At 43.4% G+C, this 13,588-nt stretch carries 16 protein-coding genes; 10 read left to right on the top strand and 6 right to left on the bottom strand.

Going from position 1 to position 13,588, the window contains the following annotated elements:
• Window positions 1-4: 4 nt before the first annotated feature.
• The 3 genes from JKG64_RS03475 to JKG64_RS03465 form a co-directional block, all read right to left on the bottom strand.
• The gene (locus JKG64_RS03475; RefSeq protein ID WP_210352952.1) at window positions 5-1,582 is read right to left on the bottom strand and encodes a DNA/RNA non-specific endonuclease; all 1,578 of its coding nucleotides are present in this window, start codon (window positions 1,580-1,582) and stop codon (window positions 5-7) included.
• Between the two features lie 441 nt (window positions 1,583-2,023).
• The gene (locus JKG64_RS03470) at window positions 2,024-2,638 is read right to left on the bottom strand and encodes a Crp/Fnr family transcriptional regulator (protein WP_210352951.1); all 615 of its coding nucleotides are present in this window, start codon (window positions 2,636-2,638) and stop codon (window positions 2,024-2,026) included.
• A 2-nt stretch (window positions 2,639-2,640) separates the two neighbouring features.
• Window positions 2,641-2,784: a hypothetical protein gene (locus tag JKG64_RS03465; RefSeq protein ID WP_210352950.1), complete on the bottom strand. Its 144-nt coding sequence runs from the start codon at window positions 2,782-2,784 to the stop codon at window positions 2,641-2,643.
• Window positions 2,785-3,111: 327 nt separating this feature from the next.
• On the opposite strand from JKG64_RS03465, the gene JKG64_RS03460 reads away from it, so the two are divergent.
• The 10 genes from JKG64_RS03460 to JKG64_RS03415 all read left to right on the top strand — a co-directional run bounded on the left by JKG64_RS03460 (window position 3,112) and on the right by JKG64_RS03415 (window position 9,771).
• Complete coding sequence (locus JKG64_RS03460) at window positions 3,112-3,684, top strand: TMEM175 family protein (RefSeq protein WP_210352949.1); 573 nt, start codon at window positions 3,112-3,114, stop codon at window positions 3,682-3,684.
• A gap of 234 nt (window positions 3,685-3,918) precedes the next feature.
• Window positions 3,919-4,332, top strand: a complete 414-nt coding sequence (locus JKG64_RS03455) for a hypothetical protein (protein WP_210352948.1) — start codon at window positions 3,919-3,921, stop codon at window positions 4,330-4,332.
• Between the two features lie 154 nt (window positions 4,333-4,486).
• Entirely contained in the window at window positions 4,487-5,824 is a 1,338-nt protein-coding gene (locus tag JKG64_RS03450; protein ID WP_210352947.1) for a caspase family protein, read from the top strand.
• Between the two features lie 17 nt (window positions 5,825-5,841).
• Window positions 5,842-6,267 carry a hypothetical protein gene (locus JKG64_RS03445; protein WP_210352946.1) on the top strand — a complete coding sequence of 142 codons (426 nt, stop codon included), beginning with the start codon at window positions 5,842-5,844 and terminating at the stop codon, window positions 6,265-6,267.
• A complete protein-coding gene (locus JKG64_RS03440; protein ID WP_210352945.1) occupies window positions 6,267-6,740 on the top strand; it encodes a hypothetical protein in 474 nt (157 codons plus the stop codon). Before JKG64_RS03445 ends, JKG64_RS03440 begins: the two co-directional genes overlap by 1 nt.
• A complete protein-coding gene (locus tag JKG64_RS03435) occupies window positions 6,724-7,137 on the top strand; it encodes a protease inhibitor I42 family protein (RefSeq protein ID WP_210352944.1) in 414 nt (137 codons plus the stop codon). Before JKG64_RS03440 ends, JKG64_RS03435 begins: the two co-directional genes overlap by 17 nt.
• A gap of 6 nt (window positions 7,138-7,143) precedes the next feature.
• Complete coding sequence (locus JKG64_RS03430) at window positions 7,144-8,445, top strand: caspase family protein (RefSeq protein ID WP_210352943.1); 1,302 nt, start codon at window positions 7,144-7,146, stop codon at window positions 8,443-8,445.
• 5 nt (window positions 8,446-8,450) lie between these two features.
• Window positions 8,451-8,897 carry a hypothetical protein gene (locus JKG64_RS03425; protein ID WP_210352942.1) on the top strand — a complete coding sequence of 149 codons (447 nt, stop codon included), beginning with the start codon at window positions 8,451-8,453 and terminating at the stop codon, window positions 8,895-8,897.
• Window positions 8,898-8,919: 22 nt separating this feature from the next.
• Window positions 8,920-9,375, top strand: a complete 456-nt coding sequence (locus JKG64_RS03420; RefSeq protein ID WP_210352941.1) for a hypothetical protein — start codon at window positions 8,920-8,922, stop codon at window positions 9,373-9,375.
• Window positions 9,376-9,390: 15 nt separating this feature from the next.
• Window positions 9,391-9,771, top strand: coding sequence for a hypothetical protein (locus JKG64_RS03415; RefSeq protein ID WP_210352940.1), 381 nt, complete (start codon window positions 9,391-9,393; stop codon window positions 9,769-9,771).
• 55 nt (window positions 9,772-9,826) lie between these two features.
• On the opposite strand, the gene JKG64_RS03410 is transcribed toward JKG64_RS03415, so the two are convergent.
• The 3 genes from JKG64_RS03410 to JKG64_RS03400 all read right to left on the bottom strand — a co-directional run bounded on the left by JKG64_RS03410 (window position 9,827) and on the right by JKG64_RS03400 (window position 13,395).
• Window positions 9,827-11,032 (bottom strand): ComEC/Rec2 family competence protein, encoded by a 1,206-nt coding sequence (locus JKG64_RS03410; RefSeq protein ID WP_210352939.1) that lies wholly within the window; start codon window positions 11,030-11,032, stop codon window positions 9,827-9,829.
• A 3-nt stretch (window positions 11,033-11,035) separates the two neighbouring features.
• Window positions 11,036-11,935, bottom strand: coding sequence for a glycerophosphodiester phosphodiesterase family protein (locus JKG64_RS03405; protein WP_210352938.1), 900 nt, complete (start codon window positions 11,933-11,935; stop codon window positions 11,036-11,038).
• A 68-nt stretch (window positions 11,936-12,003) separates the two neighbouring features.
• Window positions 12,004-13,395, bottom strand: coding sequence for a RagB/SusD family nutrient uptake outer membrane protein (locus tag JKG64_RS03400; protein ID WP_210352937.1), 1,392 nt, complete (start codon window positions 13,393-13,395; stop codon window positions 12,004-12,006).
• Window positions 13,396-13,588: the final 193 nt, after the last annotated feature.

The raw sequence follows: 13,588 nt of genomic DNA, 5'->3' as shown, positions 1-13,588 counted from the left end.
TTTTTTACTTTCTCCACACGGTTTCGTCAATCTTACCTTTGGATTCCTTACTCAAGGCAGGAAAAAAAGTAAAACCGGTCTCTTTTTCCAGATCCTCGACCTTTAGTTTATAGGTCATATAATCCTTTGACGAAGGATTAGCATTATTTATTCTAAACCCTATCGTATAGTAGGTGTTTCCTTTTTTCATAGCGAGAGCCTTGTAGTAGTATTTTGGTTTGGCTACATTAGCATTGGCGTTATCTTTCACATAATCAATATTCTGGTCCGCCGCAGTAGTTACCATAGCGCCGGTTACTACATACATGGTATCTACTCCCGATTGTCCAGCCCAGGTTCTTATCTTATTCTCCAGCTCCGCCCATACTCCTTGATTAAGTGGCCTGTTCTGCGGAGTCATATTCGTATAATAGAACGTCGATGCATTCTCCTGATAACTTTTGGTACGGTCACCACTAGGTAACTGATGTCCGCGATCAAGCAGTAATGTCTGATTGTTTGGATAACCTTTACTTAGCACCGCTTGCAAAGAGTAGTTATAATCCGGGTCATACCCCCAATCATCGGTACGGTCCTGTCCGCCCAAATAGTCACTACTTAATGGGTAAGCCACCCATAGGGCCAGTTTATTCTTCGTATCATACAACATGGAGTAATTACGCTTGGTGGTTGTACTCATCTTTAGGCTGTATTTCAATGTTGCTGTTTCTTTGACTAGAGGTAGCTCCATATAGGATCCCGTTGGTATCGGTGTGACGTCATCATCTTTGCCGAGCGTCATATCATACTGATAGCGGTGTCCTTTAGCAAAGGTCGTTCCTGCAGGCAATTTCCACGTATAGCTCTTACCATCCGATTTGGTAAATACGACCTGTCCCGGATCCTTTGCCGCACCTGGGAATAACGTCCATTCCACAAGAGTCTCCCCTGTTCCATTGACTGATATTTTAGCGTTAATATCCTGTAGGCTTGCCACATCTACGAGCAGCTGTCCATTCGCAAGGTCAAAAGTTCCTTTTGACGCACTGTTTTTAAATACCGCTTTTAAGCCGTCAAGAGCACTTCCCTTCAGCTTAAGCTCAATTTTGGTCATCTGTCGGCTGAATGACAGGGCTACAGGGCCCTGTGCTCCAGTCCATCCTGTGGTCTGTTGTGTATACATAAAGTCTAATGCGGTCTGATTGCTCTGATCTGTGATGCTTATCGCTGGATTTAAGTTGGCCGTGGGCTGGTAAGGATAGTATGCTACAAAACTTACTTTACTGCCAGATGGGTACGCTAGTTGTTCTGTTGCGGAGGCAGGAGAAAAATTACCATTACCAGTAGTGGTATATTTCTTGTTAAAGCCATTGTTGACCATAGCGTCTGTTGTCAGTGTGGAGCCATGGGAGTACATGAAAATTCCAACAGCATCCCCCATATCCCATTTTGTACCATTTGTACGGGTCATCGGAAGCCCTTCGATTGTACTTGTAAAAGAAACCTTGTTCTGAATATCCTTGACGGAGAAATCATTGTCCTTGCGACAGGAAATAACCAATAAAGCCGAACAGGCTAACAGGAAAAACCAGTTTTTAATCATTAAATTTAATTTCAGAGAGATTAATAATAAATTAATTAAATTAAATCGAGATTTATCGATTTTCGATATTTAAAACTTTTAAACGTTAATTCTGTAACAAACTTAACCTCATAGGAAAAACTAATGGTAAAGACATTATTAAGAATAGATTAAATATGGACGATGTAGGCGAAACTCTACATTGTAAAAGCTGATGGGAGAAATACCTATTAATAAACTGTAAACGATTGATTTAGCACCAATAGTATGGGTAACAAGAAAACCGTAAAGTTAGAAAGGGAGCATCTCAAAGATGAACTATTCGTTAACTTTACGGTTTATCGGATTTTAGATATGTGCTATTATAGCGGTCTCACTCCTCCGCTATGACAGCGGAAGCCAAATTTATTATAATACTTGATAGTGATATAACTTTGTTCCAAGGCTCTCTCCTATTCCGAATTAGCATTTTACCGGTCGTTGGTACTTGGCACGCACACGGCATAATGTTTCTTCTTTCATTCCGAGATAGGAAGCTAGGTATTTGAGTGATACGCGACCTGTCAAGGCAGGACGCGTATTGATAAATCTTTTATAGCGCTTTTCTGCGGTAGGTAGACGGCACAGGTACGCCCTTTCTTCTGCATCCCGATAGTATATTTCCAGGATTTTTCGCCCAATGATATTTGCTTCATAGAATTTATCGTATAGATATTCGAGGGATGACCGATGGATTTCTATAACCACACTGTCTTCTAGTGCCTGTAAGTATTCGTCTGTTTCTTCGTCCAGCCCCATGTTACGTATACTTCCCACGATATTACTTTCTTCGTTGATCCAGGTAGTGATATCTTTACCTTCGTCTCTAATAAAACCCCGTATTAAGCCTTTGACGATAAAGTAAACAACATCCTCCTGATCAATAGGGCTACGCAGGAATTTTCCCTTTCGTATAGTTATATATTTGGTGTTGGCGAGTAGGTAGTCCGCGGCTCCTGGAGATACCCTGTGTATTTTATTGAAGAAGTGCAAGATTTCATAACATATTTTGATGGGAAGATCGGTAGCTTTTTTCATAATCAGGCAATGTTTAATAACAGTTTCTCTTCTTTCAGTTTTGCGTGGGATACCCCTACCGTACGGGTATGGACGGACAAGGCAACAAGGAGCTCTTTTAATGCGAATAGGCCCCATATAATAGTTTTAGAATATGCTCTGTTCATATATTGGCTATTGTTTGGTGTTTCAGCTAACAATATTACAATTTTATACCTTAAAAGTTTGTTTTCCTCTCATCAAAGAAACGTAATATTTTAAAAAAAACGACAATGTAGGTGGGGTACAAAAACGGACAAATAAAAAAACATCTGTGACAGGCCATGTATACAGGATTCATCCTATTAATCCATATTTACTTTAGTTGTTTTTTATATATATTTGTTATTAGGTTCCGTATCTTGTAAGCTATGCCATCTTTTACTACACTGCAGTTTCCGTTTGTACTGTTCTTTCGATACCGGTAGAATACCATAACCATAAATTCTGACACTATGACAACAGGTCGATTAGAAGCTTTCAGCGATGGCGTTTTGGCCATTATCATTACCATTATGGTGCTGGGCCTAGAGGTCCCCAAGGGAGATGACTTACAGAGCCTGGTTCCTTTGATTCCTCGGTTACTCAATTACCTGCTGAGTTTTATCTACGTGGGCATCTACTGGAATAACCATCATCATTTGTTCCAGGTCATCCAAAAGGTAAACGGAACAGTACTTTGGCTGAATCTTCTCCTATTATTCTTTTTGTCTTTGCTTCCGATTTCCACCAACTGGCTGGGAGAACATGATCATTCGGCCTGGCCTGTAGTCGTATATGGAGTGATATTGTTTCTTAGTAGTGTTGTTTTCGCCTTAATCGAAAAGTATGCCCTCCGATTGGACAATCAAAATGAAGCCCTGCAAAAGTCTTTCAAGAACCGAAAGAAAGAAATCGTCTCTACCTTACTGTATGGTATAGCCATTGCACTGGCCTTTAGTTTTCCCTATATCAGCATATTTCTATATGCTTTTGTAGCCTGTCTTTGGATTGTTCCGGATAGGCGGATAGAAAAAAGCTTGGGTTAAGGCCCAGGCTTAAATTAGTGTTTTTTGTTCTAAACAAGCTGTTTATAACCATTCTTACCTCCATCCTACCTGTGGGTAGGTGATAGAACTACCCCTTTTTTACCCTTTCAGTATTCGTCCCTCTCTTCGCTGCATACTACTTTTGTTTCGTCTTACAATCCTCGTATAGTACGGCCTCATAAAACATTCGTTTTGTGAATATCCTCATGGAAAACATTAATTATTATATACAATATGAAACATTTAGTCGCGAGCATCATTTTGGTGATGATGATCATTTCTACACAAGCGCAAAACATCAAATCCGATATAATCGGAAAGTGGGAAGTTACCAAAAGAGAGTTCTTTAATACCAAAGGTAGACCTGATCCAGACCGACCGACTGAAATTGCCAAAGATTCCGGTTACAAAACCACTTACAACTTTAAGAAAAATGAGATATGCGAGTATCGCGAACTTGGCCAGTATGATGCCGATATTCGAGATCTTTCTTACATGGTCGATGGCAAAACCGTCATTTTTACGGACAAAGAAACATACGATATCATCTGGATGTTAACAGTTGGTTTTAGCGAATCTAAAAAAACAATGGTCTTAATCGAGAAAGACGATTATGGTAGCGAAAGAAAAACCTTAGTACGCAAATAAGAGATTACGACCCCTTCCCCCTCTCAATAGATATTAGTATCCAAAAACAATTAACAGACCAACCGATCCGCCAGTTGGCGGATCACGAAGTAAATGCGAAGCATTGATGAATTCCATCAGGAAAACAATAAAATGCACGAATAATTATTTACGTATGAAAATGCAAAACTATAAGATTGCTGTTATCGCCCTGATTACCTTACTCAGTGCTCAGGTCAGCTTAGCACAGCAGTATATGAGGTTTAGCTGGAAAGACCTCAATATGGACTACTCCGCTTTCGCTTATCTCATCGACAGTGAGCATGTGATTGTTCGGATCAACTCTACCCAAAATGGTGTACTTAAGCTCGCCGAAGCCACTGGTAAGCTTCGGGTACATCCGGGGTATTCGCCCAAAGCCAGAGTATTAGAAATCGGAATTGGTGAGGTCATCTATTCCAAGGACAACAAAATGAGCGGGAGTTTTCCTGCATTCCGTTTGTTTCAGGAAAACTATGATCCCGTGACCAACAAAGTATCCGGGCGTTCCTACGTAGCACAGGCTACGAAAATTGCACAGAAGGGTTATATATCCGGTCACCCTGATACCAAAGTACAGATCTATACCAAGCTGAGCGATGTCCAACAAAACATCAATGCAGGAGCCTACTTTTTGAAAGAAGAAGCTTATTACAAACAGTTCGCCAAGACCAACAGTAACACTTCAGCCAATAGCAATAGTGGCAACAAACCAGCCGCTTCTCAATCGGCATCTCTGGTTACGGTACATCTTATCCTTCTTGGTGATACCAAAGATGCCAGCATCGGCGAATCCGTCAAAAGTGACCTGGCCAAGATGAGGTCTCTGTTCCAGAATACCATGAGTGTTAATAAAAATATCAAGTTCAATATCAAGGAAATATCAGGCGATCAGCTTGTTTCCACTAACGTGCAGAATACCGTAAAATCCCTGACCGTAGGGGCCAATGACGCCATCATATTATATTATTCAGGCCATGGTAGTAACCCTCAGGGCAGCAATAGTGAGTTCCCGACCGCCGCGATGATTAAGAGTTCGTATAAATTGGAGAATATGGGCAATCTTATTTCCAATCTAAAGCCACGGTTGGCTGTCGTTATCGGTGACTTGTGCAATAGTGTACCCCGTACCCGTACTGCACTGCCAGAGGAACCCTTATTTCGCTCTGCTCCGGCACAGCATGACCCTGCCCGTGTTGCTGAATTCCTGATAAAAGCCAAAGGCAAGATCGTATCCACCTCTTCTAGCTACGACGAATACTCCTATTCCTTGGGAAATAATGGGGCCTTTACAAACTCTTTTATAGATGCCATGACGTCCGCTATAAATAGCCATAGCAACATGCCGGCGACTTGGGATGCTGTGCTGAAGCAGAGCTATAAGGAGGCGTATAACAAAACAAAAAACATTGTAAACAAACCCGGAACAAAGGGACAGAATGGGTTTTATCGAGGCTCATTGGTATATAACTAGTATTGATACAATTGCATATGAACACAATAAAAATCATTCTGTCGATTCTTTTTATGACAATCGGTTTCAGTGCAGTCGCACAGCAAAAAAAAGGAAATAAGGAAGTATATGAACTCTGTCTTCTATTACCTCAGGATATAGAGCAGTTAGATGCTTTCGTACAGGTACTGGATTATCCAGTATCTAAGAAAGTATCCCTACGTCCCAAACAGGCCAGACAGATTATCACCCGTCTCAAAGGCGCGCAGGTTAGCGGTTCCGAGGTTCGGAGATGCTCCTTTGACCCGATGTATGCTATTCTTATTAACAGCAAGCCCTATGTGATTTTCAATGCCATAGACTGTCCACGTGCTATGTATCTTTCTGGGGCAACGCCTACAAAACCTGTGGATCTCAAGGACAGCAATGATATACAGAGCCTTATCGATAAAATATTAAGATAATGACATACACGAAATCCGGACTAGCAGTACTTTCGCTATCATGTACATTCCTATTGTCCTGTGGTGCAGTGACAGAGCAGGATCTGCTGGGTGTATGGGACATACATTCCTATCATATCCTCATTCAGGAAAACGGAAAAACCAAGGAAGAAAATAAAGTCCTCCAGCCTGGAGAGCAGACATATACCTTTCTAAACGATAGCACATGTTATTATAGCTACATGGATATACTCGGCGATACCATTGCCAGGGATCGCTATCGATATCTGATCGAGCAGGGTGCATTATCTACCTGGCCACTACTATCCCTGAAAGATGGAACAGATAGTTTAGACCTCGATATGGAGCAGGTCTACGATGTACACCTCATCGATGACACACTGTACGTACAATACAATTATAGCAATCAAATGGATTACAACTTTAAGTCAGGGTTCAAACTCGTTAGGAAACAGTATGAAAACAATAAATAGAAAAACAAGAGGAAGAGCACTATTTGGCATCGCCTTATTAGTAGCCTTCACAGTCGGTTGTGCATCGCCCAGGGCGGCACTTGACTTGGACCTAGACACTGTAAACTCAAGTACCCGTGTCCAACTTGAGCACGGACAGATTTATACCGTAAAGGTCAAAGAGAATATCACCACTGGATTTCGGTGGCAGTTGGTGCTTGACAATACCAATATGGAGCTGGTCAAAGACGATTACATCTCTCCCGTTACCGATAGCATGATTGTTGGAGCCGGTGGAGAACGTGTATACCAACTGCGTGCCGTCAGAGCAGGAACCTGTAAAGCAAGTTTCACCCATGGCAGACCTTGGGAACCAGTATCAAACCCTAACAAAATCGTGAATTTTAAGATTAAATAGAGCCCTATGATGACTAAGAAAATCCTGTCGACCTTTGTCCTTCTATTGATGACCATCGTCACGAGCTTTGCACAAAGCTTTACTCATTACAGCTGGCAAGAAGCGGGTATCAATTATAATGCGTTAATGGTCTACCGCAATGCCGATGACATCCTGGTACGTGTCAACTACACGCAGTCTGGCGTACTCAAATTAGCCGAGTATAAAGCTGTAATGCTTAAAAACCCCTCCTTCGCTCCCAACGACCTGGTGTACAAAGGAGGCAATGCTAAAGTCGTCTACTCTAAGGACAATAATGTGAATACGCTTTACATAGCGGATTACCTCTATCTTAAGGACTACAATGCGCAGACCAATAAAGGGTCTAGCTACTATGTTATCGCACCGTCCAAAATAGGTGACCAAAAGGCACGAAACAGTGCTCCTCAGGTCAAACTGACCCGTTACAAAGACCTCAGTGAACTACAGGCTTCGGGTTTTAAACTGACGAACTATTTCCTGTCATCCGATCCTGAATACAAACGTATCGCTGGAACCTCTAGCAATGCTGTAGTCCCTTCCAAAGGAAAATCGAAGGTGCATGTCATTCTTGTCGGTGATACCAATGACGAGAAGCTAGGTAAAGGTATCAACAATGAAATAGGCTATCTGACAACACTATTCGGGACCACCATAGGAAAGAATAGCAACGCTACTGTCAGTGTAACCGCCCTTACCGGGCAGAACTGTACCCGGTCGGCAATCATCAGTACGATCAATCAGTTGAATATTGGTAGCGAGGATGCCGTGTTTTTTCACTATAACGGGCACGGTTCCAATACCACAGCGCGGGAGAGCGAATTTCCACGCATGGCATTGAAAGATCAGCGGTACGGTCTGGAAGACCTTTATACCTTTATCCGTTCTTTCAATCCTCGTCTCGCTATAGTAACGGGCGATCTTTGCAATTCCGTGCCGCGTGCACGACAAAATGTAGATTCCAACAATCCGGTTACGCGGGCAGTACCTTCACAGATAGATCCTAAAAAGGTCAATTTACTATTTACCCAAGCACGTGGAGGATTGATTTCCACGTCATCCAGCTATGGTGAGTTTTCATGGGCCCTCAACGGTCAGGGCGCCTTTACGGGATCCTTCCGTCAGAACTTAGAGGGAGCGCTATACGACAATAGCAATATTCCAGCCTCATGGACCGGTATTTTGGAGAAAACATACAAAGAAGCATTTGAAAACACCAAGAACCTAGAAAATAGAACAGGAACCAAGGGGCAGCGTGGATTTTATAAAGGAACTGTTACGTATATATAACGAGTATGCATTATCAAATAACGAATACCATGAAATCACTGATTCTATTAGTACTGGCCACCGGTCTATGCTTTTCCTGTAACGGAGTAAAGCGTTCTGTCGCTACTCCTTCTTACAGCCTATATTATCTTGGAGAGCGGGACGAGGCCAAAGCAGATATCGTCGACGAGACGTTTATCAAAGGTTATAAAATCTTAAAATCTACCCCTTTACAAGATAGCGATGTAAAAACATTGCGTACAGCACTAAATAATGCACGGGAAGAGGGTGATATTATAAAGAAATGTCCCTTCGAACCCGTTTATGCACTGACGTCCAAAGATACCTTAGTGCTCCTGTTCGATATCGAGTACTGCCCACGTATGGAAGAAATCGGTGCAGTTGGGAACCGTCAGTACGAACTTAAGAACGATCCTAGAGTAAAAAAAGTAATCGAGAAACTATTCAAATAAAAACATCATAAAAAGTAAAATAATGAAACAATTTCTATCTACAGCCGTCTGTCTACTCTTTGTAATTGCTAGCCAGGCACAGACATCAGCTACTGCACTATTGGGAAAATGGGAAACTATCGCTCTACGCGATGTAAGTATAGTCGACGGGAAAAAAACAACAGAAGAGTACTCCTTCGAGGGCGAACGTATGTACAACTTTTCATCAGACAAGTTATGCTACATTACCACTGCGTATACCGATGTAGCACATCCGCATGAATATGTAATCAAGGGGAATAAAGTACATTTTACCATGGACCCTGCTCACCTAGCCAAATTGATGAAAGATGATGCCGAGTATGGTATTGAACTAGAGCCTACCGAATTCGAGTTTAATGTCGATACAGCCAAAAAGAGACTGTATCTAACCCGTACCTCCATTGATCAAGATAAAAACACTTATCAGTCCATTTTTATCTTTAAGAAGAAGAAATAAATTAACAACCGAGACATGAAAAAAATCGTTGCAATCCTATTGTTCTGTAGTCTGACGGCATTTGCCCAGGCACAGGATCATCTGACCAAGCAGGACAGACAGACTATACAGGCCTTTGTTGCAGCCCTTAAATCCTGGGATGTCGATAAAATAGCTAACCTTATCTCCTACGACTTCAATAACATAGAAGCTGGAGGCAAGAAGCTAAAGATAAAAGACAAAGAAGCTTTTAAGAAAAATGCGGATAAGATACTCACCAAGAGCAGAGGAGCTGCTATTGTAAATGCAAAACTGTCCGACTGGGAGCGTATCGGTGCCAAGGGTTTCTCTCTTCAGACCGATCAGGTCACCATCTGGTCCGACGAAGATGGGAAGAAAATCGTTTCTATTTTTTAATTCTGTTTATAATAAGAAAGGTCAGCGCCGCTGACCTTTCTCTTTTGAGATCTACCTATCCCTCACTTTGCAAGAGCAATTCGTCTTTGACAGAGAGATTGCTTTCATCCAATGCATACACGCTAAAAGTCTTCCCGTCTGGATAAACCCTTAAGACCACATGTCCCTGCATGGACCGATAGGCCTTGTCGAACCAGGGGCCATAGGTAGTACGTGTTTCGGGGTGCATATTCGTAGCGTAGAGATGTCGTGCGCGACCCCGGCCGATATTCTGTAAGCGGTAGAAAACCTCCTGTCCGGGCTGGTCCGAGCTGTATACCTGTTGTATCGCTACCTGCGGATCCAAAGTACGTATGAAGTTCGCATTGTTCGCATCCCTATTGCCATGATGATTGAGCGCCATGGCGTCCACTTTTCCTACACTCGCTGCCAGAGGTGTCTCTACATCAAACCACCTCGGCAAAATACCATCCTGCAGTCCCGTATTGTCCGCTCCAAAATAGTAGTCAAAATCACCGTAGGTTACTTTGAAGGCCATACTAAGCGGATTCTCGTTGTATCCACCCTGCACCATTTCCGCTGCAGAGAATAATTCTCTCACCTCACCATTTTCAGGGCTCCACAGACTCGCTCCGTTCTTGATATTCTGGATATGAAACGTCGGAAAGCGCTCTCGCTTGTATAGTAGACCTAGTTGCGTATTCGACCCTACCTGCATCTTTTCCATCTTCCATTCCCCACTATCGACAATCGTCATATAACGTTGAAAGAGAGTATCCGTTTTTAGCTTGCTGCGGAGGTCAAAAGGAAAATTATAAGATGGATAATCCCTATCGATAATCTTCTGCGGTTTCAGTTCTGCCAACAGCTCCGGCACCGCGCCAAAATGGTCGCTATGAAAATGCGTGATCAGCAGATAATCCAACTGTCCACTAGACTTAATCCGAGTACTCATCTGCCGAAGATACCAGACTACCCGTGCACCTACTGAAAGACTATCGTCCGGCAATCTAGAAGTTGCTTTGAGTGGATAATGGCGCTTTTCAAAAGCAGCTTTATCCACGGTGCCTACATCGACCAATAAGGTGGTACCATCAGGCATCTGTACAAACGTGCTGTTGCCCTCGCGGGTATTGATATGGTGGATATCCAGATACCCCTCTTCCCAGGGAGGTAAGCTATGTTGTGCGATGAGGGACACTGCCGGCAGAAGACATGTCGCTGCCAGGAGCGCCGATTTTATTAGAAAAGACAGAGCCATTTATTATTTTCTGCTTTTCAGGTAGTTTATCAACAACTGGGGTCTGTCCGTCTGTATCATGTTGACATGGTGTGCAGGGTACCACTCGTATACCGAAGGATCCAGTGCCGCTCGCTCGTCATCATGTCCATCATTGTGCGGGGGCCATAGCGAGTTGACCCATACATTGATCCCCTGTGCTCTATAATTTGCAAACTTAGATACGGCAGTTGCATTCGCATCGGGCACGGTAAACTCTATGGCGATAGGTTTATAGTTGGACAGATGGGATTCCAGGATAGCCATAGCTTCTGGTTTTCCTAGGTTAATGATCGGCATAAAGTGAATCTGTTCAAAGGCTTCCCCTAGCTGCGCACGCACTTCGGCATAGGGCTTGCCTGATTTAAGCACAACCTGATCCATTGTGTTGGTCTTTTTTGCGGCCTCCAGGCAGATCGCAAGGAAATCAAAACCTTTGTCGATATTAATCAATATTTTATCCTTACACACGGAGAGCGCTTCTTCCAGCGTAGGTATACGATGTGCCGTAGGAATACCCAGTCCATCTTTCAGACGTAGCTGTCTGAGGCTATCCAATGTCCATTCACCTACTTCACCTTTGCCTGTGGTCGTACGGTCTATCTTCTTGTCGTGCATCAGTACGGCATGTCCATCCTTGGTCAGCTGCACATCGATTTCTACCATATCCACCCCCATAGCAATACAGTTCTGTATCGCCTGTATCGAGTTTTCGGGAGCATTTCGCCAGTCTCCCCGATGCGCAATAACCCATATCTTATCCTTGTCCGATGTCCTAAGCTGTTCGATATGTACAGCTTTCTCTTTGTGTTGCGCTGTGGATACCGTAAACTGCCCTAGCAATACAGCTCCGATCAATAATGATTTTATAAGATGTTTTATCATAGTATACCTAATGTATTAGATGTGGGGCGTGTCTACCTACAGTCTTTACACAGCCCCGCTATTTATTATTAATAACCTGGATTTTGTTTAATACTTCCATCAGCCGCAATCTGGCTCGCTGGAACCGGCATTAGGAGCTTGTTTGTATCCGTGATCCCCAGTACCGCCTTACTACGGCCCGTACGTAGGATGTCGAACCAACGGTGTCCCTCGAAGACCAGCTCCTTGCGCCGCTGCAGATCGATTTCATCAAATACCGCAGACTTATCCTTCGCTCCGGCATAGCTTCCTATTCCGGCACGTTGGCGGATCATGTCCAGATAACCTACAGCTTTGTCTGCATCTCCGGATTCATTTTCGATTTCCGCCAGCAAAAGAATGATATCAGCAAGGCGCAGCACCACAAAATCACTTCCCGAATCGCCCACCACTGTAGAGGGAACAGCAATCTTATTGTTGTAGGCAAGTCCCGATGATAGCCGCTTGACATACACATCTTTTCTCCTGTCGTTTGCCGCGTACAGGTTGTAAAACTCGCCCTTCAGTACACCATGTCCTTTTGTTCCTGTTATCTTGCCTTCTACACGCCCCGTTGGGTTGAACATCCGATAGGCATCTGTGCCCTCGCTGTTCGAATTTACCCCAGAGGCAAATTGCACCGCAAAGAGAATTTCTTTGTTCAGCTCATTGGACAGAGAGAACACCTCCGCCGGATTCGGCAATAACTGTAAACCTGCACTGGGTTTGATTACTTCTTCAAACAGCGCTTTGGCTGTCGTCAGATTGCCCAGCGTCATCTCCACCTTACCCAGTAGAGCCTGTGCCGAGGATTTAAAGACACGTCCTTTATTGGATTCATTACGGTAGGGAAGCAAATCTATCGCCTCCGTCAGGTCTGTTTTTATCTGAGCATATACCTTATCCTTGCCGATTCGCCCCTTTCCAAAGTAAGCCTGCGGATCGGTTACTTCTTCAATTACCAATGGTACATCCCCATAGGTACGCACCAGATTGAAGTACAACAGTGCACGTATGAATTTCATTTCACCAATACGGCTGTTCTTGTTTTCCTCTTTTGCGAAGGCGATAGGCGGTATCCGGTTTAGCACGATATTCGCCCGCTGTATACCGATGTAACTATCCTGCCATATATCCTGGATCAGACTACTCTGTGGGATGACATTGTAGAGGTCCAGCATGCCATATACACCACCATCATTGGCTGGTGTCTCATCGTAGGCATCCTCGCCTGGTATCTCGCCCACCGCAAGCATACCGATATCATATACCCCTTGTTTCTGGAGCGCCGCATAAGCGGCATTCACTGCTTCTTCGATTTCTGCCTCATTGCGGTAGAAATTGCCCGCTACCTTTTCCGTCTCTGGATAGAGCTGTAGTTCTTTGGTACATGCCGTCGTGCATAACAGCGCACATACACCTATATAGAAAGTTAACTTCATATGTAAATAACTATTTCATGATCCCTCAGTTGGCGGATCGTTTTGTTTTTTTAATTGCCATTATCCTGTTCCGATTGTCTCCGCCACACTCCTAGCGTCGGTTTATCGGGATGGAATATCCAAACTATAGTATGCGTATCTGTACAGCTTGTACTACATGGATATTTCATATGTGTATAATCTGTTTTTTATC

This window comes from Sphingobacterium tabacisoli, assembly GCF_017908035.1.
Taxonomy (GTDB): domain Bacteria; phylum Bacteroidota; class Bacteroidia; order Sphingobacteriales; family Sphingobacteriaceae; genus Sphingobacterium; species Sphingobacterium tabacisoli.
This window is presented reverse-complemented; position numbering and strand designations above follow the sequence as displayed.

Bases quoted from the DNA above. Each gene is read 5' to 3' on its own strand.
- JKG64_RS03460 (WP_210352949.1), top strand. From the start codon at position 3,112: ATGACAACAGGTCGATTAGAAGCTTTCAGCGATGGCGTTTTGGCCATT.
- JKG64_RS03415 (WP_210352940.1), top strand. From the start codon at position 9,391: ATGAAAAAAATCGTTGCAATCCTATTGTTCTGTAGTCTGACGGCATTT.
- JKG64_RS03465 (WP_210352950.1), bottom strand. From the start codon at position 2,784: ATGAACAGAGCATATTCTAAAACTATTATATGGGGCCTATTCGCATTA.
- JKG64_RS03440 (WP_210352945.1), top strand. From the start codon at position 6,267: ATGACATACACGAAATCCGGACTAGCAGTACTTTCGCTATCATGTACA.
- JKG64_RS03450 (WP_210352947.1), top strand. From the start codon at position 4,487: ATGAAAATGCAAAACTATAAGATTGCTGTTATCGCCCTGATTACCTTA.
- JKG64_RS03435 (WP_210352944.1), top strand. From the start codon at position 6,724: ATGAAAACAATAAATAGAAAAACAAGAGGAAGAGCACTATTTGGCATC.
- JKG64_RS03400 (WP_210352937.1), bottom strand. From the start codon at position 13,395: ATGAAGTTAACTTTCTATATAGGTGTATGTGCGCTGTTATGCACGACG.
- JKG64_RS03425 (WP_210352942.1), top strand. From the start codon at position 8,451: ATGCATTATCAAATAACGAATACCATGAAATCACTGATTCTATTAGTA.
- JKG64_RS03445 (WP_210352946.1), top strand. From the start codon at position 5,842: ATGAACACAATAAAAATCATTCTGTCGATTCTTTTTATGACAATCGGT.
- JKG64_RS03475 (WP_210352952.1), bottom strand. From the start codon at position 1,582: ATGATTAAAAACTGGTTTTTCCTGTTAGCCTGTTCGGCTTTATTGGTT.
- JKG64_RS03405 (WP_210352938.1), bottom strand. From the start codon at position 11,935: ATGATAAAACATCTTATAAAATCATTATTGATCGGAGCTGTATTGCTA.
- JKG64_RS03410 (WP_210352939.1), bottom strand. From the start codon at position 11,032: ATGGCTCTGTCTTTTCTAATAAAATCGGCGCTCCTGGCAGCGACATGT.
- JKG64_RS03430 (WP_210352943.1), top strand. From the start codon at position 7,144: ATGATGACTAAGAAAATCCTGTCGACCTTTGTCCTTCTATTGATGACC.
- JKG64_RS03455 (WP_210352948.1), top strand. From the start codon at position 3,919: ATGAAACATTTAGTCGCGAGCATCATTTTGGTGATGATGATCATTTCT.
- JKG64_RS03420 (WP_210352941.1), top strand. From the start codon at position 8,920: ATGAAACAATTTCTATCTACAGCCGTCTGTCTACTCTTTGTAATTGCT.
- JKG64_RS03470 (WP_210352951.1), bottom strand. From the start codon at position 2,638: ATGAAAAAAGCTACCGATCTTCCCATCAAAATATGTTATGAAATCTTG.